21 protein-coding genes, 1 rRNA gene and 1 riboswitch are annotated in these 24313 nt (G+C 71.1%); of the genes, 8 read left to right on the top strand and 14 right to left on the bottom strand.

What is annotated here, in order from left to right; all coding sequences use genetic code 11:
• Nucleotides 1-209: 209 nt before the first annotated feature.
• Nucleotides 210-731, top strand: coding sequence for a hypothetical protein (locus tag ABZ887_RS49360; protein ID WP_361305971.1), 522 nt, complete (start codon nucleotides 210-212; stop codon nucleotides 729-731).
• 49 nt (nucleotides 732-780) lie between these two features.
• Nucleotides 781-1176 (top strand): helix-turn-helix transcriptional regulator, encoded by a 396-nt coding sequence (locus tag ABZ887_RS49355; protein ID WP_361305969.1) that lies wholly within the window; start codon nucleotides 781-783, stop codon nucleotides 1174-1176.
• A 60-nt stretch (nucleotides 1177-1236) separates the two neighbouring features.
• Here ABZ887_RS49355 and ABZ887_RS49350 read toward each other — a convergent pair whose 3' ends face one another.
• Nucleotides 1237-2709 carry a helix-turn-helix domain-containing protein gene (locus ABZ887_RS49350; protein ID WP_361305967.1) on the bottom strand — a complete coding sequence of 491 codons (1473 nt, stop codon included), beginning with the start codon at nucleotides 2707-2709 and terminating at the stop codon, nucleotides 1237-1239.
• Nucleotides 2710-2894: 185 nt separating this feature from the next.
• Here ABZ887_RS49350 and ABZ887_RS49345 point away from each other — a divergent pair, with 185 nt between their 5' ends.
• Together ABZ887_RS49345 and ABZ887_RS49340 are read left to right on the top strand one after the other, a co-directional pair.
• The gene (locus ABZ887_RS49345) at nucleotides 2895-3719 is read left to right on the top strand and encodes an FAD binding domain-containing protein (protein WP_361305965.1); all 825 of its coding nucleotides are present in this window, start codon (nucleotides 2895-2897) and stop codon (nucleotides 3717-3719) included.
• The gene (locus ABZ887_RS49340; RefSeq protein ID WP_361305963.1) at nucleotides 3716-6451 is read left to right on the top strand and encodes a molybdopterin-dependent oxidoreductase; all 2736 of its coding nucleotides are present in this window, start codon (nucleotides 3716-3718) and stop codon (nucleotides 6449-6451) included. Before ABZ887_RS49345 ends, ABZ887_RS49340 begins: the two co-directional genes overlap by 4 nt.
• Here the strand turns inward: ABZ887_RS49340 and ABZ887_RS49335 are convergent.
• Nucleotides 6369-6854 carry a molybdopterin-dependent oxidoreductase gene (locus tag ABZ887_RS49335; RefSeq protein WP_361305961.1) on the bottom strand — a complete coding sequence of 162 codons (486 nt, stop codon included), beginning with the start codon at nucleotides 6852-6854 and terminating at the stop codon, nucleotides 6369-6371. The two genes, ABZ887_RS49340 and ABZ887_RS49335, sit on opposite strands and share 83 nt — an antisense overlap.
• Nucleotides 6855-7060: 206 nt before the next feature.
• Between ABZ887_RS49335 and modA the strand changes: the two genes are divergently transcribed.
• The 3 genes from modA to ABZ887_RS49320 are packed head-to-tail and all read left to right on the top strand — an operon-like array spanning nucleotide 7061 to nucleotide 10039.
• A complete protein-coding gene (gene modA, locus ABZ887_RS49330) occupies nucleotides 7061-7888 on the top strand; it encodes a molybdate ABC transporter substrate-binding protein (RefSeq protein WP_361305959.1) in 828 nt (275 codons plus the stop codon).
• Entirely contained in the window at nucleotides 7885-8733 is an 849-nt protein-coding gene (gene modB / locus ABZ887_RS49325) for a molybdate ABC transporter permease subunit (protein WP_361305957.1), read from the top strand. Before modA ends, modB begins: the two co-directional genes overlap by 4 nt.
• Nucleotides 8734-8758: 25 nt before the next feature.
• On the top strand, nucleotides 8759-10039 hold the full coding sequence (locus ABZ887_RS49320; RefSeq protein ID WP_361305955.1) for an ABC transporter ATP-binding protein: 1281 nt from the start codon (nucleotides 8759-8761) through the stop codon (nucleotides 10037-10039).
• Between the two features lie 74 nt (nucleotides 10040-10113).
• On the opposite strand, the gene gcvP is transcribed toward ABZ887_RS49320, so the two are convergent.
• Entirely contained in the window at nucleotides 10114-12999 is a 2886-nt protein-coding gene (gene gcvP / locus ABZ887_RS49315) for an aminomethyl-transferring glycine dehydrogenase (RefSeq protein WP_361305953.1), read from the bottom strand.
• 179 nt (nucleotides 13000-13178) lie between these two features.
• Nucleotides 13179-13272: riboswitch (glycine riboswitch) on the bottom strand.
• Nucleotides 13273-13385: 113 nt separating this feature from the next.
• On the opposite strand from gcvP, the gene ABZ887_RS49310 reads away from it, so the two are divergent.
• Nucleotides 13386-13766: a PRC-barrel domain-containing protein gene (locus tag ABZ887_RS49310; protein ID WP_361305951.1), complete on the top strand. Its 381-nt coding sequence runs from the start codon at nucleotides 13386-13388 to the stop codon at nucleotides 13764-13766.
• A 182-nt stretch (nucleotides 13767-13948) separates the two neighbouring features.
• On the opposite strand, the gene ABZ887_RS49305 is transcribed toward ABZ887_RS49310, so the two are convergent.
• The 11 genes from ABZ887_RS49305 to rrf all read right to left on the bottom strand — a co-directional run.
• Nucleotides 13949-15295: a DNA polymerase IV gene (locus tag ABZ887_RS49305; protein ID WP_361305949.1), complete on the bottom strand. Its 1347-nt coding sequence runs from the start codon at nucleotides 15293-15295 to the stop codon at nucleotides 13949-13951.
• 71 nt (nucleotides 15296-15366) lie between these two features.
• The gene (locus ABZ887_RS49300; protein ID WP_361305947.1) at nucleotides 15367-16011 is read right to left on the bottom strand and encodes a MerR family transcriptional regulator; all 645 of its coding nucleotides are present in this window, start codon (nucleotides 16009-16011) and stop codon (nucleotides 15367-15369) included.
• A 296-nt stretch (nucleotides 16012-16307) separates the two neighbouring features.
• A complete protein-coding gene (locus tag ABZ887_RS49295; RefSeq protein WP_026253112.1) occupies nucleotides 16308-16781 on the bottom strand; it encodes a bifunctional nuclease family protein in 474 nt (157 codons plus the stop codon).
• Nucleotides 16782-16872: 91 nt separating this feature from the next.
• On the bottom strand, nucleotides 16873-17610 hold the full coding sequence (locus ABZ887_RS49290; protein ID WP_361305945.1) for a MerR family transcriptional regulator: 738 nt from the start codon (nucleotides 17608-17610) through the stop codon (nucleotides 16873-16875).
• Nucleotides 17611-17652: 42 nt separating this feature from the next.
• The gene (locus ABZ887_RS49285) at nucleotides 17653-18483 is read right to left on the bottom strand and encodes an FHA domain-containing protein (RefSeq protein ID WP_361305943.1); all 831 of its coding nucleotides are present in this window, start codon (nucleotides 18481-18483) and stop codon (nucleotides 17653-17655) included.
• Between the two features lie 190 nt (nucleotides 18484-18673).
• Entirely contained in the window at nucleotides 18674-19522 is an 849-nt protein-coding gene (locus ABZ887_RS49280) for a DUF881 domain-containing protein (RefSeq protein ID WP_361305941.1), read from the bottom strand.
• A gap of 5 nt (nucleotides 19523-19527) precedes the next feature.
• Complete coding sequence (locus ABZ887_RS49275) at nucleotides 19528-19860, bottom strand: small basic family protein (RefSeq protein ID WP_046727248.1); 333 nt, start codon at nucleotides 19858-19860, stop codon at nucleotides 19528-19530.
• On the bottom strand, nucleotides 19857-20768 hold the full coding sequence (locus tag ABZ887_RS49270; RefSeq protein WP_361305939.1) for a DUF881 domain-containing protein: 912 nt from the start codon (nucleotides 20766-20768) through the stop codon (nucleotides 19857-19859). The genes ABZ887_RS49275 and ABZ887_RS49270 overlap by 4 nt, the downstream gene beginning before the upstream one ends.
• A 107-nt stretch (nucleotides 20769-20875) precedes the next feature.
• Nucleotides 20876-23371, bottom strand: a complete 2496-nt coding sequence (locus ABZ887_RS49265; RefSeq protein ID WP_361305937.1) for a mannose-1-phosphate guanyltransferase — start codon at nucleotides 23369-23371, stop codon at nucleotides 20876-20878.
• A 127-nt stretch (nucleotides 23372-23498) separates the two neighbouring features.
• Complete coding sequence (locus ABZ887_RS49260) at nucleotides 23499-24107, bottom strand: CDP-alcohol phosphatidyltransferase family protein (protein ID WP_361305935.1); 609 nt, start codon at nucleotides 24105-24107, stop codon at nucleotides 23499-23501.
• A 111-nt stretch (nucleotides 24108-24218) separates the two neighbouring features.
• Nucleotides 24219-24313 (bottom strand): 5S ribosomal RNA (gene rrf / locus ABZ887_RS49255); the annotation flags it as partial.

Here is a 24313-nt window from a genome sequence, read left to right as displayed (position 1 = left end):
CTTCGGCCAGGGCGAGGTCGCCCCGGTCACCCGCGAGGTGCTGCGCGAGGCGGAACCGGACCGCGCCCGGCGGCCCCGCGTCCACACCGGCTGAGCACCCGCCCGGGGCGCGTCCTCGTCGTAAGAATCCCGTCAAGAACCGGTCGGTACGCATAAGAAGCCTGTCAGCGCCCGGTCCCACGCTTCCACCGGCCCCTACCGTCGGCCTCATGGAGGACAGAAGACACAGTGGCCGGGCGGCGGGCGACCGCACCTGGCGCGGCAGCGCACGTCTGGCCGTCGGCTGCGCCCTCGGCTTCGGCGGGCTGACGATCCTGGTGGACTGGGACGCCGCCACCCTCACCCCGGCCCGCGCCCTGCTCTGGGTCACCCTGTCGGCCGCGATCCTCACCATGCTGCTGCCGGCCCGCGTGACGGCGGGCCCCGGCTGGCTGGCCGTCCGCGGCCCGCTCCGCCGCCGTACCGTCCGCACCGACTCGCTCGTCTACGTCGGCCAGTACGGGGACGTCGCGGCGCATCTCGTCCTGCGCGACACGCACGGCAGCCGCCTGGAACTCGACCCGGGCGTGCTGCACGCCAACCCCCTGCTCTGGCACGAGCTGGACACCGGCGTCCGCCGCTCCGTGGAGCGCGGCACCCTGCGCCGGGGCGCCGACGTGCTGGCGCAGCTCGGCCACGAGATCGACGACACGAACGCGCGCGCGGTCCTCGACGCGTCCGGCCTGACCTGACCGCCGCCCCACGTCCTCCTCCCCCGCCACCTGGCCCTATCGTGAGCGCATGCCTTCCTACACGATCGGCCAGGCGGCACGGCTGCTCGGCGTCAGCCCGGACACCGCCCGCCGCTGGGCCGACGCGGGCCGGATGGCCACCCATCGTGACGAGGGCGGCCGACGGCTCATCGACGGCGCGGACCTCGCCTCGTTCTCCGTCGAACTGGCCAAGGCCGGCTCCGGCGAGGAGGACGCGTCCTACACCTCGGTCCGCAACGCCTTCCCCGGCATCGTCACCGCGATCAAGCTCGGCGACGTCGCCGCCCAGGTCGAGATCCAGGCCGGCCCGCACCGGCTGGTCTCCCTCCTGACCCGGGAGGCGGTCGAGGAACTCGGCCTGGAGGTCGGCATGGAGGCCACCGCCCGGGTGAAGTCGACGAACGTCCACATCGACCGCGTCTGACCGATCATCCGGCGAGCTGACGAGCCGACCGTCCGATCAGCCGGACATCCGGTGAGCCGGTCATCTGCACAGCAGCGCGGCCCACAGGTCCAGCCGGTCGCTCAGCCGGGACAGGTCCCTGCCCGTGAAGTGCTCCACCCGCTGCATCCGGTAGTGCACGGTGTTGACGTGCAGATGCAGCGCCTCGGCCGTGCGCGCCCAGGAGCCGTCGCAGGCCAGGAAGGTCTCCAGGGTGCTCAACAGCACGGCGGAGGCGGCCCGTTCCCCGTTGAGGAGCGAGCCGAGGACGGTACGGCGGTAGGCCGCGCGGACCTCGGCCGGCACCCCCGTGAGGAGCGCTTCGAGGCTGGTGAGCGTGGCGGTGTCGGTCAGGACCGAGGCGTCCGGGGCGGTGGCGCGGGCCGAGGTGAGTGCGTAGCGTGCCTGCGCCAGCGCCCCCGCCAGCTCGCCCGGCCCCGCCGCCACCGCCCCGGTCCCGCCGTGCAGCGGGACACCCGGTTCGCAGCCTGCGACCAGCTCCCAGGCCTCGCCGACGCTCTGTGCGGGCAGCACGGCGAACGCGGTCCCGTCCGGCAGCCGCCCCACCGCCGCCCGCGCCGCGACATGCCCGGCGACCTCCGCCAGCGCGCCCTCGGCGAGCCCCGGCCGCCGTGCCCCGGTGTCGGCGACGACCACCCGGTAGGGCCCGTCGACGGGCAGCCCGCACTCCCCCACCATGTCCCGCAGGACCCCCTCGACCGCTCCGGCCAGCAGCGCGCCCAGTTCGTCGGCCGCCTGCCGCTCGGCCGACCGGCGCCGGACCGCCGTCTCCTGGCAGCGGCCCAGCGCGGCGGCGACCTCGTGCAGCATCCCGGCCGGCGCGCTGTCCGGCTCGGGCAGGTACAGCAGCCAGCGCTCGTAGACCGAGACGCTGTCGGCGGCGACGGACACCGTCATCCCGCGCCCGTCCGCGACCAGCGCGGCGGCCTCCCGCGCGGGCACACCGGGTGCGGCGGCCGTGCCCGCGACGGTCCGCCCCGACGGCGTGAAGACGTACGCGGCGGTCCGGTCCAGATGCGCGAAGGCCGCCGCGAGGACGTCCGCGGGCCCGGCCTCCTGCGCGAGCAGCCTGCTCAGCCTGACCCGCGCGGTCTCCGGCAGCGCCTGCCTGCGGCTCAGCTCGCCCCACTGCCGCAGGTACACGGTGTCCGTGATCGCCCGGAACATGATGTGCGCCGGCACCCCGGCGACCGGGACACCGTGCCGTACGCACGCCTCCACCAGTTCCTCGGGCACGCCCCCGTGGGTCTCCTCCCCCGCGAACAGCGCCGCGGCCCCGGCCTGGTCGAGGGCCGACACGAACCGCTCCGACTTGCCCGGCGCCCACCACACCAGCCCGCTGAGCACCACCTCCCCCGGCCGCACGAAGCGGGCCGGGTCCTCCAGGTCCGTGACCGTCACCCCGCTGATCTCCCGGGCCAGCAGGGCGGCGTCCTGCGCCCCCAGGGGACGCAGCCCGAGGGAGACGTCCGTGAGGAGGTGTTCGACGTGCATGTACTCAGACTCCTTGCGACGACCTCGCATTCACCAGGTGAGTGCGAGTTACAGCATCGTAAATGCAAGTGTTTCCGCACGGAACGTCTCTTGGTGAATCATCCAGGACCGGCCCCGCCCGGCGCGCTTTTTCCGTGCCCCGCACCAGTCGTGCGGATCCCTCGCGCGTTGCTTCACTGACCGGCATGGACCTGAACACGGTGGCGGAGATCCGCGACGCACGGGACCCGGCCCCCTGGCGCCCCGGCGACGCCTGGCTCGGCGGCGGGACATACCTCTTCTCCGAGCCCCAGCCGCACCTGCGCCGCCTGGTCGACCTGAGCCGCACCGGCTGGACACCCGTGCACCACGCCCCGGACGGTTCCCTGGAGATCGCCACCACCTGCACCGTCGCCCAGCTCTCCCGCTACGCGCGGACCCTGACGACGGCGGCCGCCCCGCTCTTCGAGCAGTGCTGCCGGGCCTTTCTCGCCTCCTTCAAGATCTGGAACATGGCCACGGTCGGCGGCAACCTCTGCAACGCCCTCCCGGCCGGCCCGATGATCTCCCTCACGGCCGCCCTCGACGGGGAGTGCCTGCTGATCGCCCAGGACGGCGTACGACGGCGGGTCCCGGTCGCCGGCTTCGTGACCGGCGCGGGCCGCAAGGACCTGGCCGAGGGCGAGCTGCTGCGCTCGGTCACCCTCCCGGCCCGCGCGCTCGCCTCCCGTACCGCGTTCCGCCAGGCCTCCCTCTACGGTCTGGGCCGCTCCGGCGTCCTGGTGATCGGCACCCTGGACCCGGTCGACGGCTCCTTCGCCCTGACCGTCACCGCGTCGACCGTGCGGCCGGTCCGGCTGTGGTTCCCGCTGCCGCCGACGGCCGACGCCCTGCGGACGGCGATCGGCGGGGCCATCGCCGACGACGAGTGGTTCGACGACATCCACGGCCTGCCCGAGTGGCGCCGGCACATGACGTTCCGGTACGCGGAGGAGATCCGGCGGGAACTTCGTGAACCGGGGGAGCGATGACGATCGAGGTCAACGGGCAGTGCCACGACGACGAGCCGCGCGCCGGCCAGTGTCTGCGCACCTACCTCCGCGAGCGCGGCTGGTTCGGGGTGAAGAAGGGCTGCGACGCGGGCGACTGCGGGGCCTGCACCGTCCACGTCGACGGCGAGCCGGTGCACAGCTGCCTCTACCCGGCCTTCCGCGCCGACGGCCGGGCGGTCACCACCGTCGAGGGCCTGGCCGCCCCCGACGGCGAACTCCACCCCGTACAGCGGAAGTTCCTGGCCGCCCAGGGCTTCCAGTGCGGCTTCTGCACGGCGGGCTTCCTGATGACCACGGCGGCCCTGACCGACGACCAACTCACCGATCTCCCCCGGGCGTTCAAGGGCAACCTGTGCCGCTGCACCGGCTACCGGGCCATCGAGGACGCCGTACGTGGGGTCACGCACGTCGAGGAGCCGTCCGCCGGCGAGTCCGTCGGCCGCAACCTGCCCGCGCCCGCCGGACCCCAGGTCGTCACCGGCACCGCCCGCTACACCTTCGACGTCGACGTGCCCGGCCTGCTCCACATGAAGCTGCTGCGCTCCCCGCACGCCCACGCCCGCATCACCTCGATCGACACCTCGGCCGCCCTGCGCGTCCCCGGCGTGCACGCGGTGTTCACGCATCACGACGCCCCCGAACGCCACTACTCCACCGCCCGCCACGAGCACCCCGAGGAGGACCCCGCCGACACCCGCCTCCTCGACGACACCGTCCGCTACATCGGCCAGCGGGTCGCGGCGGTGGTCGCGGACAGCGAGGCGGCGGCGGAGGAGGGCTGCCGGCGGATCACAGTGGTATATGACATCGCACCCGCGGTCCTGGACCCGGAGGAGGCGATGCGCCCCGGCGCCCCCGTCGTCCACGACAAGGACCCGTCGGCCGCCCGCATCTCCCGCCCGCACGCCAACGTCGTCGGCGAGGCGCACGGCGAGATCGGCGACGTCGAGGCCGGTTTCGCCGAGGCCGACGCCGTCTACGAGGAGACGTTCCGCACCCAACGCGTGCAGCACGCCAGCCTGGAGACGCACGGCGCGGTCGCCTGGCTGGACGAGGACGGCCGCCTCACCGTCCGCACCAGCTCGCAGACCCCGTTCCTCACCCGCCGCGCCCTGTGCGCGCTCTACGACCTGCCGCCCGAGCAGGTCCGGGTGGTCGCGGGCCGGGTCGGCGGCGGTTTCGGCGGCAAGCAGGAGATGCTCGTCGAGGACATCGTGGCCCTCGCCGTGCTGCGGCTGCGCCGCCCGGTGAAACTGGAGTACACCCGCGCCGAGCAGTTCCACGGCGCCACCACCCGGCACCCCTTCACCGTCCACGTGAAGGTGGGCGCCCGCCGGGACGGCACCCTGACCGCGCTCCAGCTCCGGGTGGTCTCGAACACCGGGGCGTACGGCAACCACGGCCCCGCCGTGATGTTCCACAGCGTGGGCGAGTCGACGGCGATGTACCGGGCGCCGCACAAGAAGGTCGACGCCTACTCCGTCTTCACCCACACCGTCCCGGCGGGCGCCTTCCGCGGCTACGGCCTGGGCCAGGTGCTGTTCGCGGTCGAGTCCGCCCTGGACGAACTGGCCCGCCGCCTCGGCCTGGACCCCGTCGACCTCAAGGCCCGCAACATCATCCGCCCCGGCGACTCGATGCTCACCCCCGGCGGCCACGAGGAGGACCTGCACATCGCGAGCTACGGCTTCGACCAGTGCGTGTCCGTCGTCCGCCGGGCGCAGGCGGAACCCTGGGAGCCGGCCCCCGACGGCTGGCTGGTCGGCGAGGGCTCGGCGCTGGCGATGATCGCGACGGGTCCGCCGGGCGGCCACATCGCCGACGCCCGGGCCGCCCTGCTCCCCGACGGCGGTTTCGATCTGGCGGTCGGCACGGCCGAGTTCGGCAACGGCACCACGACCGTGCACCGGCAGATCGCGGCCGGTGAACTCACCACCACCGTCGACCGGATCACCGTCCGCCAGTCCGACACCGACGTCGTACGGCACGACACCGGTGCCTTCGCCTCCACCGGCACCGTGGTCGCGGGCAAGGCCACCCTGCGCGCCGCCCGCGCCCTCGCCGACCTGCTCCTCGACTTCGCCGCGGCCCACCTGCGCGTGCAGCGCGCCGACTGCCGGCTGTCCGAGGAGGCTGTCCTGCACCCCGGCGGGCGGCTGCCGCTCAAGGAGCTGTACGCGGCCGCCCGCGCGGTCGGCATCGAGTGCGCCGCCGACGGCCACTTCGGCGGCACCCCGCGTTCGGTCGCCTTCAACTCCCAGTGGTTCAGGGTGGCCGTGGACCCCGGCACCGGGGAGATCCGCATCCTGCGCAGCGTGCACGCCGCCGACGCGGGCAAGGTGATGAACCCCATGCAGTGCCGCGGCCAGGTGGAGGGCGGGGTGGCCCAGGCACTCGGCGCGACCCTCTTCGAGAACGTACGGCTGGACGCGCGCGGCGAGGTCGAGACGGCCGCCTTCCGCCGCTACCGGCTGCCGCAGTACGCCGACATCCCGCGCACCGAGGTGCACTTCATGGAGACCACCGACGCCATCGGGCCGCTGGGCGCCAAGTCGATGAGCGAGAGCCCGTTCAACCCGGTCGCCCCGGCGCTGGCCAACGCGCTGCGGGACGCGACGGGCGTGCGGTTCACGGAGCTGCCGCTGACGCGCGACCGGGTGTGGCGGGCACTGGATGCCGGCCGTACGCCCCGTCCACCCGGATCTCCCTGATGCCGCTGATGTGCCGGGCCCCGCAACGGTCCTGGGGAAGCACCAGTTGCGGACCCGCCAGGTCCAGCGAGGTGTCGTCGATGCTGACACCGAGCAGAACCGGAGCATGGCCGAAGTCGGGGTCGATCTCGGCCCAGGAGAGCAGGGTGTGGTGCCCGTCGGCGCCGGAGACCGCGATGAGGAACCGCAGCCGGTCCTTGCGCCGGCCGGGGTCGAATCCGGGTCCGGCGTCGGTGAGGACGTCGTACAGCCGTGGGCCGGTGAAGCGGTGGTGCTGGATGCCGCTGGTGGCGCACTCGAAGCTGACCCGGACCCGGTGCTGGGGCCAGCGCAGCAGGTCGGGCACGGTCAGCCGGGTCGGGTGTGCGAGGTCTCCGGTGAGGACGAGTTCGGCGAGCGTCATGTGCGGCCACCTCCCGGATGACGGTACCCGCGGGGCCGCACCGTACAAACGCACATGCCAGATACAAGTCGTAAGTATGCAGCTCATGCGATGTGACAGAAGACTTACGCCTGGCAAATGCGGCAGTATCATCGCCAGGCGGCTGATACACAGGTCGTAGCAGGGCGCGACAGTTTTCTCATAGAAACCAGAGGAGTTCACTCGTGATGACCCGTTCCGTGCGCCGGACCCGGCGGACGCTCCAGGTGGCCGGTGCCTCGGTCGCGGCCCTGCTGGCCCTGAGCGCCTGTTCCTCCTCCGACGACGACTCGTCGGCGACGACGAAGTCGGACACGTCGGCGGCGGCGACGCCCAAGCTGTCGGGCTCGATCACCGTGTTCGCGGCGGCCTCGCTGCAGGAGAGCTTCACGACCCTGAAGGCCGACTTCGAGAAGGCCCACCCCGGCACCACCGTCAACTTCAGCTTCGGCGGCAGCGACACCCTGGCCGCGCAGATCACCAGCGGTGCGCCGGCCGACGTCTTCGCCTCCGCGAGCCCCAAGACCATGGCGATCGTGACGGACAAGAAGGACAACGCCACCACCCCGGCGACCTTCGTCCGCAACCAGCTGGAGATCGCCACCCTGCCGGGCAACCCCGACAAGATCTCCTCCCTGAAGGACCTCACCAAGTCCTCGCTCAAGGTCGTCCTCTGCGACAAGACGGTGCCGTGCGGCGCCGCCGCGCAGAAGGCCCTGGACGCCAGCAAGCTCAAGCTCACCCCGGTCTCCTACGAGGAGGACGTGAAGTCCGCCCTCAACAAGGTGGTCCTGAAGGAGGCCGACGCCGCGGTCGTCTACAAGACCGACGTGAAGGCCGCCGGCAGCAAGGTCGAGGGCGTGGAGTTCCCCGAGTCCGCCAACGCCATCAACGACTACCCGATCACTCTCCTCAAGAACGCCCCGAACCCCACGGTGGCCAAGGCGTTCATCGCCCTGGTGCAGTCCGCCGAGGGCCAGCAGGTCCTGAACGAGGCCGGGTTCCTCAAGCCGTGACGAAGACCGACGCGTCCGGCGCCGCCACCGGCCCCCGCACGGGCGGCCCTCGGCGCCGGCGCGTTCGGGCAGCCGTACCGCTACCGCTCCTCCTCCCCGGAGCGGTAGCTCTGGTCTTCCTGCTCCTGCCGCTGGTCGCCCTGCTGGTCCGGGCCCCCTGGAGCAGCCTCCCGTCCCTGCTGACCAGCACCGAGGTGTGGCAGGCCCTCCAGCTCTCCCTGATCTGCGCCACCGCGGCGACGGCCGTCAGCCTGGTCCTCGGCGTCCCCCTGGCCTGGCTGCTGGCCCGCACGGAGTTCCCCGGCCGGGGCTTCGTCCGCGCACTGGTCACCCTCCCCCTCGTCCTCCCCCCGGTGGTCGGCGGTGTGGCCCTGCTCCTCGCCCTGGGCCGCAACGGGGTGGTCGGCCAGTGGCTGGACGCATGGTTCGGCATCACCCTCCCCTTCACCACGGCGGGCGTGGTGGTCGCCGAGTCCTTCGTGGCCATGCCGTTCCTGGTGATCAGCGTCGAGGGCACGCTCCGCGCCGCCGACCCCCGCTACGAGGAGGCGGCCACCACCCTGGGCGCCTCCCGCTTCACGGCGTTCCGCCGGGTCACGCTCCCCCTCATCGCCCCCGGCATCGCGGCCGGCTCGGTCCTGGCCTGGGCCCGCGCGCTCGGCGAGTTCGGAGCGACGATCACGTTCGCCGGCAACTTCCCCGGCCGCACCCAGACCATGCCGCTCGCCGTCTACCTCGCCCTGCAGAACGACCCCGACGCGGCGATCGCCCTCAGCCTGGTACTGCTGACGGTGTCGATCGCGGTGCTGGCGGCATTGCGGGATCGTTGGATGACGGCATCATGAGAACGCCCCTCTGGACGACACCCCGATGACAAACCCACACCCCGCAGCGGCAGACAACACCCAGCCTCCGCACGGCCTGCCCGCGGCCGCCGACGGTGCGCAGCCTCCCCACCACGGACCGCCCGCAGCCGCCGATGGCGCGCAGCCCCCACAGGGGCCACCCGCACCTGACACTGTTAGCCGCACGGGTGGTGCGGGTGGGAACCCGAACCCGGCCGAAGGCCGGGTACCCACCACGCACCCGCACCCGACCACGCCCGGCCTCCACGCCCACCTCGTCGTCACCCGCCCCACCTTCCACCTGGACATCACCCTCACCGCCGCCCCCGGCGAGGTCGTCGCCCTCCTCGGCCCCAACGGCGCCGGGAAGACCACCGCCCTCCGCGCCCTGGCCGGCCTCACCCCCCTCACCACCGGCCACCTCCACCTCGACGGCACGGAGTTGGACCGCACACCCCCCGAATCCCGCCCGGTGGGCGTCGTCTTCCAGGACTACCTCCTCTTCCCCCACCTCACGGCCCTCGACAACGTCGCCTTCGGCCCCCGCTGCCACGGCGCGACCAAGGCCGACGCCCGCACCCAGGCCGCCGCCTGGCTCGACCGCATGGGCCTCGCCGATCACGCCGGCGTCAAACCCCGCCGTCTCTCCGGCGGCCAGGCCCAGCGCGTCGCGCTGGCCCGCGCCCTGGCCACCCGCCCCCGCCTCCTCCTGCTGGACGAACCCCTCGCCGCCCTCGACGCCCGCACCCGCCTCGACGTACGGTCCCAACTCCGCCGCCACCTGGCCGAGTTCGAGGCCGTAGCCGTCCTGGTCACGCACGACCCGCTGGACGCCATGGTGCTGGCCGACCGCCTGATCGTCATCGAGGACGGCCGCGTCGTCCAGGAGGGCACCCCCGCCGACATCGCCCGCCACCCACGCACCGACTACATCGCCCACCTGGTCGGCCTCAACCTCTACCGGGGCCGGGCCGAGGGCCACACCGTCGAGCTGGAGACGGGTCCCTCGAACACCACCACCATCACCACCACCGAAGTCCTCGCCGGTGACGTCTTCGTCGCGTTCCCGCCGAGCGCCGTCACCCTCTTCCGGGACCGCCCCACCGGCGCCAGCGCCCGCAACCTCTGGCGCTGCGAGGTCGTCGGCCTGGAGACCCACGGCGACCAGATCCGCGCCGACCTGACCGGCGAACTCGCCCTCGCCGCCGACCTCACCACGGTCGCCGCCGCCGAACTGGACCTGCACCCGGGGGCCCCGGTCTGGGCGACGGTGAAGGCGACCCAGACACACGCGTACCCGGCCTAGCACACACGGCGTAGCGCACACGGCAGAGGCCCCGCCGAAGCGGGGCCTCTGTCATGTAACACGACTCCTGTGCGTCAGTCCTCGTACGCGTCCAGCGGCGGGCACGAGCACACCAGGTTCCGGTCACCGAAGGCCTGGTCGATCCGGCGCACCGGCGGCCAGTACTTGTCGGCGGCGGACACCCCGGCGGGGAAGACGGCCTCCTCCCGGCTGTACGCGTGCTTCCACTCGCCGCCCAGCGCACCGGCGGTGTGCGGAGCGCCACGCAGCGGGTTGTCGTCGGCGGGCCACTCCCCCGCCCCGACCTGGTCGATCTCCGCACGGATGGCGATCATCGCCTCGCAGAACCGGTCCAGCTCGCCGAGGTCCTCGGACTCGGTCGGCTCGATCATCAGCGTGCCGGCCACCGGGAAGGACATCGTCGGCGCGTGGAAGCCGTAGTCGATCAGCCGCTTGGCGACGTCGTCGACGCTCACTCCGGTCGCCTTGGTCAGCGGCCGCAGGTCGATGATGCACTCGTGCGCGACGAGCCCGCCGGGCCCGGTGTAGAGCACGGGGAAGTGCGGCTCCAGCCGCTTGGCGACGTAGTTGGCACTGAGCACGGCCACCTGCGTGGCCCGCTTCAGCCCCTCGCCTCCCATGAGCCGGACGTACGCCCACGAGATCGGCAGGATCCCCGCCGAGCCCCACGGCGCGGCCGAGATCGGCCCGACGCCCGTCTCCGGCCCGGCGGCGGGCTGCAACGGGTGGTTCGGCAGGTACGGCGCGAGGTGCGCACGTACCGCCACGGGCCCGACACCCGGACCGCCGCCGCCGTGCGGGATGCAGAAGGTCTTGTGCAGGTTGAGGTGCGAGACGTCGCCGCCGAAGTGACCCGGCTTGGCGACGCCGACCAGGGCGTTGAGGTTGGCCCCGTCGACGTACACCTGGCCGCCGGCCTCGTGCACCTGGGCGCAGATGTCGGCGACGTGCTCCTCGAACACGCCGTGCGTGGACGGGTAGGTGATCATCAGCACGGCGAGCTCGTCCCGGTGCTGCTCGATCTTCGCCCGCAGGTCCGCGACGTCGATCTCGCCGTCCTCGGCGGTCTTCACGACGACGACCTTCATGCCCGCCATCACGGCGCTGGCGGCGTTGGTGCCGTGCGCGGACGACGGAATCAGGCACACGGTCCGCTGCGCGTCCCCGTTGGCCCGGTGGTACGCGCGTACGGCGAGCAGCCCGGCCAGCTCGCCCTGCGATCCGGCGTTGGGCTGCAGGGAGACGCTGTCGTACCCGGTGACCTCGGCGAGCCGCTCCTCCAGCTCGCGGATGAGGGTCAGGTAGCCCTGCGCCTGCTCGGCGGGCGCGAACGGGTGCAGCTGGCCGAACTCGGGCCAGGTGACCGGTTCCATCTCGGTGGTCGCGTTGAGCTTCATGGTGCAGGAGCCCAGCGGGATCATGCCCCGGTCCAGCGCGTAGTCCCGGTCGGCGAGCCGGCGCAGGTAGCGCAGCATCGCGGTCTCGGAGCGGTGCTGCCGGAAGACGGGGTGGGTCAGGTAGCCGTCGGTGCGCAGCAGCGCCTCGGGCAGCGTGTCCTCGGCGACGGCGTCCAGCGCCTCGACGTCGCCCTCGACGCCGAAGGCCGTCCAGACGGCGCCCAGCTGGGCGCGGGTGGTGGTCTCGTCGCAGGCCATGGAGACGTGGTCGGCGTCGACGAGCCGCAGGTTGACGCCGCCCTGGCGGGCGGCGGCGACGATCTCGGCGGCCTTGCCGGGCACCCGGGCGGTGAGGGTGTCGAAGTAGGCGCCGTGGACGATCCCGACACCGCCGGCCCTGAGCCCCGCGGCGAGGATCGTGGCGTAGCGGTGCGTCCGCTGCGCGATGGCCCTGAGCCCCTCGGGACCGTGGTAGACGGCGTACATGCCGGCCATCACGGCGAGCAGGACCTGGGCGGTGCAGATGTTGCTGGTGGCCTTCTCCCGCCGGATGTGCTGCTCGCGGGTCTGCAGCGCCAGCCGGTACGCCTTGTTGCCGTCGGCGTCCACGGAGACGCCCACGAGCCGCCCGGGCAGGCTGCGCGCGAACTTCTCGCAGACCGCCATGTAACCGGCGTGCGGCCCGCCGAAGCCCATCGGCACACCGAACCGCTGGGTGGTGCCGACGGCGATGTCGGCCCCGAGCTCACCCGGCGAGGTCAGCAGGGTCAGCGCGAGCAGGTCGGCAGCGACGGTGACGAGCGCGCCGATCCCGTGGGCCTGCTCGACGACGGCCTTGATGTCGCGTACGGCACCGGAGGCGCCGGGGTACTGGACGAGCACCCCGTTGACCTCACGCGCGGCGAGGTCGGCCGGGATCCCGTCGCTCAGATCGGCGACCACGACCTCCACGCCCGTCGGCTCGGCCCGGGTCTGGATCACGGCGATGGTCTGCGGCAGCACGTCCGCGTCGACGACGAAGACGCCCTTCTTGTTCTTGCCCATCCGCAGCGACAGGGCCATGGCCTCGGCGGCGGCCGTGCCCTCGTCGAGCAGCGAGGCACCGGAGGTGGGCAGCCCGGTGAGGTCGGCGACCACGGTCTGGAAGTTCAGCAGCGCTTCCAGCCGGCCCTGGGAGATCTCCGGCTGGTACGGCGTGTAGGCCGTGTACCAGGCGGGGTTCTCCATCACGTTGCGCAGGATGACGGGCGGCGTGAAGGTCCCGTAGTACCCCAGCCCGATCATCGAGTCGAGCACCTGGTTCCGGTCGGCCAGCGACCGCAACTCGGCCAGCACCTCGGCCTCGGTCCGGGCGCCGGGCAGCTCCAGGCGGTCGGCGTTCTTGATCACGTCCGGCACGGCGGCGGCGGTCAGCTCGTCGAGCGAGCCGTACCCGACCTGGGCGAGCATCTTGGCCCGAGCCTCGTGATCGGGCCCGATATGGCGCTGCTCGAAGGGAATACCCTGCTCGAGCTCTGAGAGCGGAACACGCTGGGCGGTCATTGCGGAGGCCTCCTGGTCTGACGCGACCTTCGAGGGGTACCCCGGCGCGGGTACCCCGACGGCCTCCCCCTCTGTCATCTCAACCTGAGAGTTTCACCGGTGCCGCCCCTGCGGTCTCCCGGCTTTCACCGTCGGTGAGGGCGGACACCGTCGACGTCCGCCCTGCTTTCCAGAGTGACCTCGTCCGTGCGGTACGTGGACCTGAGAGATTCCGGGGAGGATTTGCTCCTTCGGCGCCTCCGGTTGCCCGGAGGACTCTCCCGCACGGGGTCAGCAGCCGCTGTCAGCCTACCAGCGAGGGCAACGCCAGGGCCTTCGAGTGGCCGCCTCCTCCAATGTGCTCTTTTGTAGTGCTTACGGATGATTTGTGACCAAGTGGAGGGCCCGTGCTGACCGACATCGATCCGCGCAACCTGATCGGCCGCAAGGCGTTCGACCGCAACGGCACGAAGATCGGCACGATCGACGAGGTGTACCTCGACGACGCGACGGGTGTGCCGGAGTGGGCGGCCATACGCACCGGCCTGTTCTCCCGGGACGCCTTCGTGCCCCTGGAACCCAGCGAACTGGTCGAGGGCACCCTGCACGTCCCCTTCGACCGCGCCCTGATCAAGGACGCCCCCGACTTCGGCGTGGGCCGCCACCTCTCCCCCGAGCAGGAACTCCAGCTCTACCACCACTACGGCCTGGACACGGCTCCCCCGCCCCACGACCACCCGGACCACGACTTCGGCAAGCTGGCAGGCACAGAGGACACGGGACCGTAAGGCCGACGCCGGGGCCCTGCCCAGCCGCCCGTCCCGACCACCCAGCTGCCCAGCTGCGGGCAGGCGTGCCGCAGGGCGGCACGGGTGGGCGCAGCGGCACCCCGCCAACGCGGGCGAGTGAAACCCCCCGCCCCCAGCCCACACCCCGGTCACGCCCCCACCCCGTCCACCGCAACCCCCTGTCATCCCGCCACCAACGGCAACGGCTCGGCCGGCTCCAGCCCAGGGTCCTCGACCCGAAACGTCCGCACCCTCCCCGGCTCCAGCGACCCCGGCGTCTCGAACCGCACCGTCACCCGCCCCAGCCCGCTCCCCTGCACCCATCCGTGCCCGTACTCGGCATGCCGCACATCGTGCCCCGCGGGCCACCGCCGCTCGGCAGCCACCTGCTCCTCCGCGGCCGGCTCCGCAACGTCCTCGTCCGCCGCCGCGAACTCCACCGCCCCCTCCCCTGCGGCCGCCGCCTGCGCGAACAGATCCTCCTGCGTGTAGTCGGCCAGCCCCGACACCCCCACGCCCAGCAACCGCACACCCCCCGTCGTGTCCACCGAGTCCAGCAGCCGCGCGGCCGCCTCCCGCACCACCGCCGGATCGTCGGTCGGCCCCCGCAGCGTCTCCGACCGGGTGAGCGTCGAGAAGTCGTACCGCCGTACCTTCAGCACGATGGTCCGCCCCGACAGCCCGGCCCCCCGCAGCCGCCGCACGCACCGGTCGGCCAGCCGCTGCACCTCGAGCCCCACCCGCAGCCGGTCGTGGATGTCCACGTCGTAGGTGTCCTCGACCGACACCGACTTCGTCTCCCGCTCGGCCACCACGGGCCGCTCGTCGTGCGCGAGCGCCATCGCGTACAGCGCGTGCCCGTGGGCCTTGCCGAGCAGCCGGACCAGCTCGTCCTCCCCGGCCTCGGCGATCTCGTCGACCGTGGTGATCCCGGCCCGCCGCAGATGGTCCCCGGTCGCCGGCCCCACCCCCGGCAGGGTCCGCACCGTCATGGGCCCCAGCATCGCCCGCTCCGTGCCCGGCTCGATCAGCACCAGCCCGTCCGGCTTGGCCTGCTCGGAGGCGATCTTCGCGAGCATCTTGGAGGCGGCGAGCCCGACGGACCCGGAGAGCCCCGTGACGGCCCGTATGTCGGCGCGCAGCCTCTCGCCCACCAGCCGCGCCGACCCGGCGTCCCAGGCCGTCTCACCGGCCTCCAGATCCACGAACGCCTCGTCCAGGCTCAACGGCTCCACCAGCGGCGAGAGCCCGCGCAGCAGCGCCATCACCTGCTCGCTGATCGACCGGTACAGCCCGAAGCGCGGCACCAGGTACGCGGCGTTCGGCGCCAGCCGCCGTGCCTGCCCCATCGGCATCGCGGAGTGCACCCCGAAGACCCGGGCCTCGTACGACGCGGTGGCCACCACACCGCGGGGTCCGAGCCCGCCCACGACCACGGCCTTCCCGCGCAGGCTCGGCTTGGACGCCTGCTCCACCGAGGCGAAGAAGGCATCCATGTCGAGATGCAGGATCGTGGGCGCGTTTCTCACATCTCCGATGCTGCACCACAGCACTGACAATGCCCCGGCACGGGACCGTGCCGGGGCATCACAAGAGGCTTTCAGACCGCCCGGTTGCGCCGCCGGGCCAGCTCGTCGGCCGGGTTGTGCCCGACGAGGGTCTCGCCGGTGTCGACGCGCTCTCCGTGCAGCTGGGAGAGCGCGCTCTCCACGTCCCGCCACACCACGCCGACCGCGATCCCGAAGATGCCCTGACCGCCCTGGAGCAGGGCGTGCACCTCGTCCGGCGAGGTGCACTCGTAGACCGTGGCGCCGTCGCTCATCAGGGTCATGCGCTCCAGGTCGCGGAAACCGCGTTCCCTGAGGTGCTGGACCGCGGTGCGGATGTTCTGGAGGGAGACCCCGGTGTCCAGGAACCGCTTGACGATCTTCAGGACGACGACGTCCCGGAAGCTGTACAGACGCTGGGTGCCCGACCCGTAGGCGGGCCGCACACTGGGCTCGACCAGGCCGGTACGGGCCCAGTAGTCGAGCTGCCGGTAGGTGATGCCGGCCGCCGCACAGGCCGTGGGCCCTCGGTAGCCGATCTCCTCGGTCGCCATGGACGCCGCCCCTCCGCCGCTCTGCACTGCGGTCGGCCGCTGTGGGGCGTGACCGGCAGTGCTGCTGTGAAGCGGGTACGGAAGACTCTCCCCGAAACCGCGTTCCGGGGCACCCCCAGCCGTACCGTCGCCGCTGCTTCTCACGCCGACCTCCGTCCTTGACCTGCCTTCTCGACGGTAGGCAGTCACCAGGGGTGCGTCAACGATCGCCACACTCGGCACGCCGAGTGATAATCACCCTAGGAGTGGTTTCCCGTGCTCCACCGCGGGGAAAGGCTAGCCGAATGCTCTGGCGGCAAGCCGTAGGACGCTCTCAATGGCCGCTGGCAATTGCCCACGAGTTTCGGCCGTGACCAGCCCCGAACCGGCCCGTCACCGGCCTTCTGTCACGAACCGGCCCGTCACCGACCTCCTGGTGGGTGACGGGCCGCTGTGGTCCCTCACTGGCTGCTGGTGCCGAAGTCCTCGGGCGAGATCTGGTCGAGGAACTCGCGGAACTTCTCCACCTCGTCCTCCTGCTCGTCCGGGATCGCGATGCCCGCGTCGTCCAGCACCGTGTCGCTGCCGTAGATCGGCGTTCCGGTGCGCAGCGCCAGCGCTATGGCGTCGGACGGACGGGCGCTCACCTCGACCCCGCTGGCGAAGACCAGCTCCGCGTAGAAGACGCCCTCACGCAGGTCCGTGATGCGCACTTCGGTGAGCTCCTGGCCGACGGCCTCCAGCACGTCCTTGAACAGGTCGTGGGTCAGCGGCCTGGCAGGCGCCATGCCCTGCTGGGCGAACGCGATCGCCGTCGCCTCCCCCGGCCCGATCCAGATGGGGAGGTAACGGTCGCCTCCCACTTCGCGCAGGAGCACGATCGGTTGGTTGGAGGGCATTTCCACCCGGACACCTACGACATCGAGCTCGTTCACACAGCAACCCTAGGCCGTGCCCGGGACGTTTGGGTAGTCGGGCCGGGAACGCGCGCCCGATCCGGCCTCCGCCCGGGGCCTGTCGTGGTAGTCACGGCAACCGCACCCCGAGGGCGGTCTGCACCAGTGCCGAGTGCAGCTTCACCGTGAGCGCCGCCAGCTCCTTCGCACGGGCCTCCGCATGGGCCCTGGTCTGCGGGTTGCGGTGGCGCTTGAGCGGGGCCACCACCTGGTCCACCAGGCCGGCCTCGCGGTCGGCGGCGGCCTTCATCACCCGCAGGTGACGCGGCTCGATCCCGAACCGGCCCAGCTCGGCCACGAGTGAGGCCACGGTGACCGTCTCGGCGTCGTACACACCGCTCTCCAGCGGAGCGATCAGTCCGTACGACTCCCACTCCGTGAGGCAGTTCTCGTCGATGTCGGCGGCCGCGAGCAGCTCGTCCCGGCCGATCCTGGCCACCGTGGGCACCTCGGCGACCGTCGGCACCGGCTCACCGTCGCGCTGCCGCCCCAGCACGGGCAGCTGTACCGCCTCGCCGCGCTCCATGGCGTCCAGGTACTCCCGGATGACCTTCAGCGGCAGATAGTGGTCCCGCTGCATCCGCAGGACGTGTCCCAGCCGCTCCACGTCCCCGGCGCTGAACTTCCGGTACCCGGAAGGGGTCCGGCGCGGCTCGATGAGCCCCTCCGACTCCAGGAAACGGATCTTGGAGATGGTGACTTCGGGGAACTCGTCGCGCAGCACGTTCAGCACCGTGCCGATGCTCATCAGCCCGGGTTCCGTGGCGGCGGTGCCGTGACCGGTACCGCCGCTCGGTGTGTGCAGCATGGACCTTCTTCCCTGGGATCCCCCGGACGAGGCCCGGCGGGGTCAGATGCCGTGCCGGCTCGCGTAGAAGACCAGCCGGTACTTGCCGATCTGGACCTCGTCACCGTTCGACAGGGCGACCTGGTCGATGCGCTCCCGGTTGACGTACGTACCGTTGAGGCTGCCGACGTCGGCCACCGTGAACGAGCCGTCCGGCTGGCGGCGGAACTCCACGTGCCGGCGCGAGACCGTCACGTCGTCCAGGAAGATGTCGCTCTGCGGGTGGCGGCCGGCCGTGGTCAGGTCGCTGTCCAGCAGGAAGCGGCTGCCCGAGTTGGGGCCGCGGCGCACGACCAGCAGCGCGGAGCCGAGCGGCAGCGCGTCGACCGCCGCCTGCGCCTCGGGCGAGAGCGACGGCATCTGGGTCTGGCCGGTGACCTCGGCGTCGTAGGCCTCAAGACCGGAGATCGAGATCGTGGACGTCGTCTCCGACGCACGCTCGGGGACGGCACCCGCACGCAGCGGGGCTCCGCAGTTGGAACAGAAGCGGGCGTTCTCCGCGTTGCGGTTACCGCACCTCGTACAAACCAGGGCCGACATGGACGGATCCTCCTGCCGCGGCTGCCCCGCCGGGGCGTTGGACGCGTACGGGCCGGAGGCAAACCCTCCACCCGCACCTGAGGTTGACGGTTGCCCGAAACCTATGCCGCCGGACTGGGACGGGTCAACTGACGGCGCGCCCTGACCTCCCGAAATGTCACCCCCCGGACCAGCCACCTGGTCCCGGAACAGCGGGCGCTGGCCCTCCGCGTCGGGCTGTGCCCGATGGCGAGCGGTCGCGTTGTCGCTACCCTCTCGCGCGCTCTTGCCGAACAACTTCGCAAACAACTTCACGGGCGATTCCCCTTGACCGAAACAGACCCGCCCGTGGGGCAGGACGAACCCTGACTGAATAAACCGGCCGACCCGGACAACCACACAACGTCCGTATCCACCAGACAGTTTCCACCACGCTCCGGTTCCCCGGTGCGCCGACCCCCCGCATCCTCATGCCCCCGCCCGACGTCCCCCATGCACCGCCGGTTCACTGTGAGGACGACCGAGCGTAGTCAGGCTGCTTCGCCGGTCGCAAGGCATCCACCACGATCTTGGCCGACCGCTCGACGGTCACAGTCGCCTGTTCCTTCTCCAGGGTCTGCACCACGCCTCCGGGGATGTTGAGAGCCGGTTCGAGATCCTGCGGCTTGCCGATCACCCTGAAAACGTAGGGCTGGGTGATCTTGTTCCCGTCGACGCTCACACTCTTCCCCGAGTCGGTGAGGTAGGTGCCGGCGATCACCCGTACCCCGTTCACCTGGATCGCCTCGGCACCGGCCGCGCGCAGCTCCTGGATCGCGTCGAGCAGCATGTCCGCCTGCACCGTCCCCTTCGGGTCGTCGACCGTCATCGTGATGCCAGGACCCTGCGCCGCCACGGTGCCCGCGAGAATGCCGAGTTGCCTCTCCTTCTCAGCCGTCTGCCTGCGGGCCTCCGCCGCCTGGTCGGAGCTGCTCTGCAACTCCTGGCGCTGCTTCTCGAGTCCTGTCTTCTCGTCCTCAAGACGCTGAGTACGGTCGTCCAGTTCATCGAGAATGCGAACAAGATCTTCCTGACGGGCCCCGCGCAGCGCGCTGTCGCTGTCGCTGTTCGACGCCACCTGCACGGCGAGCCCGAATCCGAGCCCGAACAGCAGCACGGCGACGATCAGTTGCGCCCTGCTCACCCGTGGCGGCCACAGCCCCTGGACCAGCCGCTGCCGGCCGGTCGACCCGGCCTCCGGCTTCGGTTCCGCGGCGGACTCGGCCTCCGGCGCCGCGGCGGGCACCTCGGCCGGGAGTTCTCTGCGCAGCCGGTGCTCCGGCTGCTTCTCGTGCTTGTGCTCGTGCTCGCTCATGCCGCTCACGCCCGGAAGACGTGCCGCCGGATCGCCGCGGCGTTGGAGAAGATGCGGATACCGAGGACCACCACGACGCCCGTGGACAGCTGCGAGCCCACACCCAACTTGTCGCCGAGGAAGACGATCAGCGCGGCCACCACCACGTTCGACAGGAACGACACCACGAAGACCTTGTCGTCGAAGATCCCGTCCAGCATGGCCCGCAGACCACCGAAGACGGCGTCGAGCGCCGCGACGACGGCGATCGGCAGATACGGCTCGACGACCGCCGGAACCTCAGGCCGGACCAACAGTCCGGCCACGACGCCCACGACGAGGCCAAGTACGGCGATCACGATGTGCCCTTCTCAGTCTTCTCGGTGTACGGCTGTGCAGTACGTACGATCACGCTCGGAGCAGCGGGCAACCGGACGTCACTCTCCGTGGAGATGGTCGCCCGGATGTCGAAGTTCTCCTCCAGGGCGTGCAGGTACAGCCCATCGGGGCTGTCCTGGAACCTGGAGCCGAGTTTCGCCCCGTCCCCCACCGCCAGCACCGTGTACGGCGGTACCAGCGGCCTGTTGTCGACCAGTATCGCGTCCCCCGCGGCCCTGATCGCGGACAGCGCGGTCAGCCGCTGCCCGTTGATGGAGATCGCCTCGGCGCCCGAGGCCCACAGCCCGTTCACGACGCGCTGCATGTCATGGTCCCGCACCCGGCCGGTGTCGGAGAACCCCGAGGTCTCCCGGGGATTGCCGGCGTCGCCGCCCGAGGAGGCCTCCTTGGCGTCGTTCACCACCAGCTTCACACCCGGGCCGTGCACCGCCGTGGCGCCCGACAGGACGCCCACCAGGTCCGCCTGCCCACTTCCGCCGCTCTCCTTCAGGGCGGACCGCTGACGGGCGCTGACGTCGTCCCGCAGCTTGTCGACACTGGTCTCCAGCTTGTCCGCGGCCGCCGTCTCCCGGTCGATCCGGTCGATCAGCTCCTGGCGCTCCTTCGCCACGACGGGCGCCGTCACGCGCGCCTGCGCCGCTCCCACGGTCACCACGAGGGCCGCCAGCACCAGACCACCGGCGAGACCCAGCCTGGCCCGGAGGGTCTTCGGCATGCCGCCTTCCTGCCCCTGAGCCCGCTTCCGGGCGGCCGCCTCGGCATACCCGTCGTCGAGGCTGTGGTCCATGACGTTGGTGATCAACGACATGGAGGCGTCCGGGCGCGACGGCCGGGCGGCGCTGCTCCGAACGGGGGGTTGCTGCGGCATGCCGCACATCGTCGCACGTCGCGACCAGTACCTCCGAACGGCCCCACCGGGCGTGCCGGACCGGCCCCCGTGGGGACACGTGTCCGGCACGCACGCGTGCAGCGGTTTTACCGTCCGGCGCTGTCCACGGTCGCCGACCACTCGTCCAACAGGGCCTGCGCGGAGGCGTCGTCGGGCCCCTCGGCCCACAGATGGGTGACCGCCTCGGCCGGGTCGGGCAGCACCATCACCCAGCGCCCGTCTGTCTCCACGACCCGCACGCCGTCCGTGGTGTCGACGAAGCGATCCCCGGCCGCCTCGACGACACGCCGCATGACCAGTCCCTTGACAGCCCACGGGGTCGCCAGGTCCCGCTTGAGGACATGCGCCCGCGGGATCCGGGCGTCGATCTGGCTGAGGGTGAGCTGCGTCCGCGCCACCAGACCGATCAGGCGTACGAAGGCGGCCGTGCCGTCGTAGACGCTGCTGAACTCCGGAACGATGAACCCGCCCTTGCCGTCACCGCCGAAGATGGTGCCTTCCTCGCGCCCCACCCGTGTGAGGTCGTCGGGGGAGGTGGTCGTCCACTCGACCTGGGTGCCGTGGTACGCCGCCACCTGCTCGGCGATCCGGGTCGTGGTGACCGGAAGCGCCACCCGCCCGCTGCGCCGCTCGGCGGCGACCAGGTCGAGCATCACCAGCAGCGCCCGGTCGTCCTCGATGATGCGGCCCTTCTCGTCCACCAGGGACAGCCGCTCACCGACCGGGTCGAACCGCACGCCGAACGCGGCCCCGGAGGACGCCACGATCTCGCCGAGGCGCACCAGCCCCGCCCGCCGCTGGTCGGCCGTCTCCGTGGGCCTGGCCTCGTTGAGACCTGGGTTGATGGTCAGCGAGTCCACACCGAGCTTGCCGAGCAGGCTGGGCAGCACGAGCCCGGCGCTGCCGTTCGAGGCGTCCACGACGACCTTGAGGCCCGCCTCGGCGATCCCGGTCGTGTCGACGTTGCGCAGCAGCGACCCGGTGTAGGAGTCGAAGACGCTGGCCGGGAAGTACAGGTCGCCGATCTCACCGGGGAACGCACGCCGGTACTCCTGCCGCGCGAAGATCCGGTCCAGCTTGCGCTGGCTGGCCTGGGAGAGGTCGGCGCCCTGCCCGTCGAAGAACATGATGTCGACGGAGTCCGGCACCCCGGGCGAGGTCCGGATCATGATCCCGCCGGCGCTGCCCCGGCCGGTCTGCTGCCGCGCCACGGGCAACGGCACGTTCTCCAGGTCGCGTACGTCGATGGCGCTGGCCTGGAGCGCGGAGATCACCGCCCGCTTGAGCGCACGGGCACCGCGGGAGTGGTCACGGGCCGTCGTGACGGTGGACCCCTTCTTCAGGGTGGTGGCATACGCGCCGGCCAGCCGCACGGCCAGCTCCGGCGTGATCTCGACGTTCAGGATCCCCGACACACCACGGGCGCCGAACAGATGGGCCTGGCCCCGGGACTCCCAGATCACCGACGTGTTGACGAAGGCGCCGGCCTCGATGGTCTTGAAGGGATAGACCCGGACATTGCCCTGAACGATCGATTCTTCACCGATCAGGCACTCGTCACCGATGACCGCCCCGTCCTCGATCCGCGCGGCCCGCATGATGTCGGTGTTCTTCCCGACGACACAGCCCCGCAGATTGCTGTGCTGCCCGACGTACACGTTGTCGTGGACAACGGCCCGGTGCAGGAAGGCTCCGCTCTTCACGACGACGTTGGACCCGACGACGGTGTGTTCCCGGATTTCCGCGCCGGCCTCGACCTTGGCGTAGTCACCGATGTACAACGGCCCGCGCAGATCGGCGTCCGCGTGCACCTCCGCCCCCTCGGCGACCCATACACCGGGGGATATCTCGAAGCCGTCGATGTCGACGTCGACCTTGCCCTCGAGGACGTCGGCCTGCGCCTTCACGTACGACTCGTGGGTACCGACGTCCTCCCAGTAGCCCTCGGCGATGTAGCCGTAGACCGGCTTCCCTTCCTTCATCAGCTGCGGGAAGACATCGCCGGACCAGTCGACGGGAACGTCCGCCTCGACGTAGTCGAATACCTCGGGCTCCATGACATAGATGCCCGTGTTCACCGTGTCGGAGAAGACCTGGCCCCAGGTCGGCTTCTCGAGGAAGCGCTCGACCTTGCCCTCTTCGTCGACAATGGTGATGCCGAATTCCAGCGGATTGGGCACCCGCGTCAGGCAGACCGTGACGAGCGCGCCCTTCGCCTTGTGGAAGTTGATCAGTTCGGTGAGGTCGAAGTCGGTCAGCGCATCGCCGGATATGACGAGGAAAGCATCGTCCTTCAACGCCTCTTCGGCGTTCTTGACGCTTCCGGCGGTACCGAGTGGCTTCTCCTCGTTGGCATAGGTGAGCTCCATACCGAGCTCCTCGCCGTCCCCGAAGTAGTTCTTGACCAGCGATGCCAGGAACTGCACAGTGACGACGGTCTCGGTGAGCCCATGCCTTTTGAGCAGCCGTAGCACGTGCTCCATGATCGGCCGGTTGACGACCGGAAGGAGTGGCTTGGGCATGCTGGAGGTCATGGGGCGAAGGCGAGTGCCTTCACCACCGGCCATCACGACGGCCTTCATGTCGGAAGCGTCCTCCTCTAAGAGATGACGGTCTAGCCGACTTCACCCGTCCAGATTGTCCCGCACTTTTCCGCCGCGGGCCATCGAGAGCAATCGAGGGGCCACTACGTCCGGACAATCGCCGAGCTCAATCGGCTGTGGCGTCCGCACGAACCAGGCGACGGACCTGCACCACGTAGAGCACTCCTGCCCACCAGTACAGGGTTGTACCCCACCCTGCGAACGCCCATCCGAAAATAGCAGCGAGTGACGAGATCCAACCGCTTCCGTCACTGAGCAGGAGGAGCGGGAACGCGTACATCAGATTGAACGTCGCGGCCTTCCCCAGGAAGTTCACCTGGGGCGGCGGATAGCCGTGCCTCCGGAGGATCCCCACCATCACCAGCAGAACCAGTTCGCGCAGAAGTAGTGCGGCCGTCAGCCAGAGCGGCAGGATCTCCCGCCAGGTGAGTCCGACCAGCGTCGACAGCACGTAGAGCCGGTCCGCGGCGGGGTCCAGCAGCCGGCCGAGGCTGCTGATCTGGTTCCAGCGCCGGGCGAGCTTGCCGTCCAGGTAGTCGCTGACGCCGCTGAAGAGCAGTACCAGCAGGGCCCAGCCGTCGCTCTTGGGCCCGCCGAACTCGGGCCTGAGGACCAACCACAGGAAGACGGGCACGCCGACGAGACGCGCCATGCTGAGGATGTTCGGGATGGTGAGGACACGGTCCGTTTGGACACGCGTCTCCTGGACCTCCACCCGGGGGCCTCCTGTGGTGGGAAACGAGCCAACTTTTCCCCCTGACCCTACCTCAACGCAAAAAAGCTCTGGCTCTCGGGCATGTGCCCAAGAGCCAGAGCTCTAAAAGGAGTTCGGCGGTGTCCTACTCTCCCACAGGGTCCCCCCTGCAGTACCATCGGCGCTGTAAGGCTTAGCTTCCGGGTTCGGAATGTAACCGGGCGTTT

This window comes from Streptomyces sp. NPDC047061 (genome assembly GCF_040643955.1).
Lineage (GTDB): Bacteria > Actinomycetota > Actinomycetes > Streptomycetales > Streptomycetaceae > Streptomyces.
Note: the sequence above shows the minus strand (reverse complement) of the source record. Positions and strands in the feature narration are given on the sequence as shown.

What these genes read in the sequence shown, in the direction of transcription:
- ABZ887_RS49360 (WP_361305971.1), top strand. Translation starts at nt 210, where the DNA reads ATGGAGGACAGAAGACACAGTGGCCGGGCGGCGGGCGACCGCACCTGG.
- ABZ887_RS49355 (WP_361305969.1), top strand. Translation starts at nt 781, where the DNA reads ATGCCTTCCTACACGATCGGCCAGGCGGCACGGCTGCTCGGCGTCAGC.
- ABZ887_RS49350 (WP_361305967.1), bottom strand. Translation starts at nt 2,709, where the DNA reads ATGCACGTCGAACACCTCCTCACGGACGTCTCCCTCGGGCTGCGTCCC.
- ABZ887_RS49345 (WP_361305965.1), top strand. Translation starts at nt 2,895, where the DNA reads ATGGACCTGAACACGGTGGCGGAGATCCGCGACGCACGGGACCCGGCC.
- ABZ887_RS49340 (WP_361305963.1), top strand. Translation starts at nt 3,716, where the DNA reads ATGACGATCGAGGTCAACGGGCAGTGCCACGACGACGAGCCGCGCGCC.
- ABZ887_RS49335 (WP_361305961.1), bottom strand. Translation starts at nt 6,854, where the DNA reads ATGACGCTCGCCGAACTCGTCCTCACCGGAGACCTCGCACACCCGACC.
- modA (WP_361305959.1), top strand. Translation starts at nt 7,061, where the DNA reads ATGACCCGTTCCGTGCGCCGGACCCGGCGGACGCTCCAGGTGGCCGGT.
- ABZ887_RS49320 (WP_361305955.1), top strand. Translation starts at nt 8,759, where the DNA reads ATGACAAACCCACACCCCGCAGCGGCAGACAACACCCAGCCTCCGCAC.
- gcvP (WP_361305953.1), bottom strand. Translation starts at nt 12,999, where the DNA reads ATGACCGCCCAGCGTGTTCCGCTCTCAGAGCTCGAGCAGGGTATTCCC.
- ABZ887_RS49290 (WP_361305945.1), bottom strand. Translation starts at nt 17,610, where the DNA reads ATGCTGCACACACCGAGCGGCGGTACCGGTCACGGCACCGCCGCCACG.
- ABZ887_RS49280 (WP_361305941.1), bottom strand. Translation starts at nt 19,522, where the DNA reads ATGAGCGAGCACGAGCACAAGCACGAGAAGCAGCCGGAGCACCGGCTG.
- ABZ887_RS49270 (WP_361305939.1), bottom strand. Translation starts at nt 20,768, where the DNA reads ATGCCGCAGCAACCCCCCGTTCGGAGCAGCGCCGCCCGGCCGTCGCGC.
- ABZ887_RS49265 (WP_361305937.1), bottom strand. Translation starts at nt 23,371, where the DNA reads ATGAAGGCCGTCGTGATGGCCGGTGGTGAAGGCACTCGCCTTCGCCCC.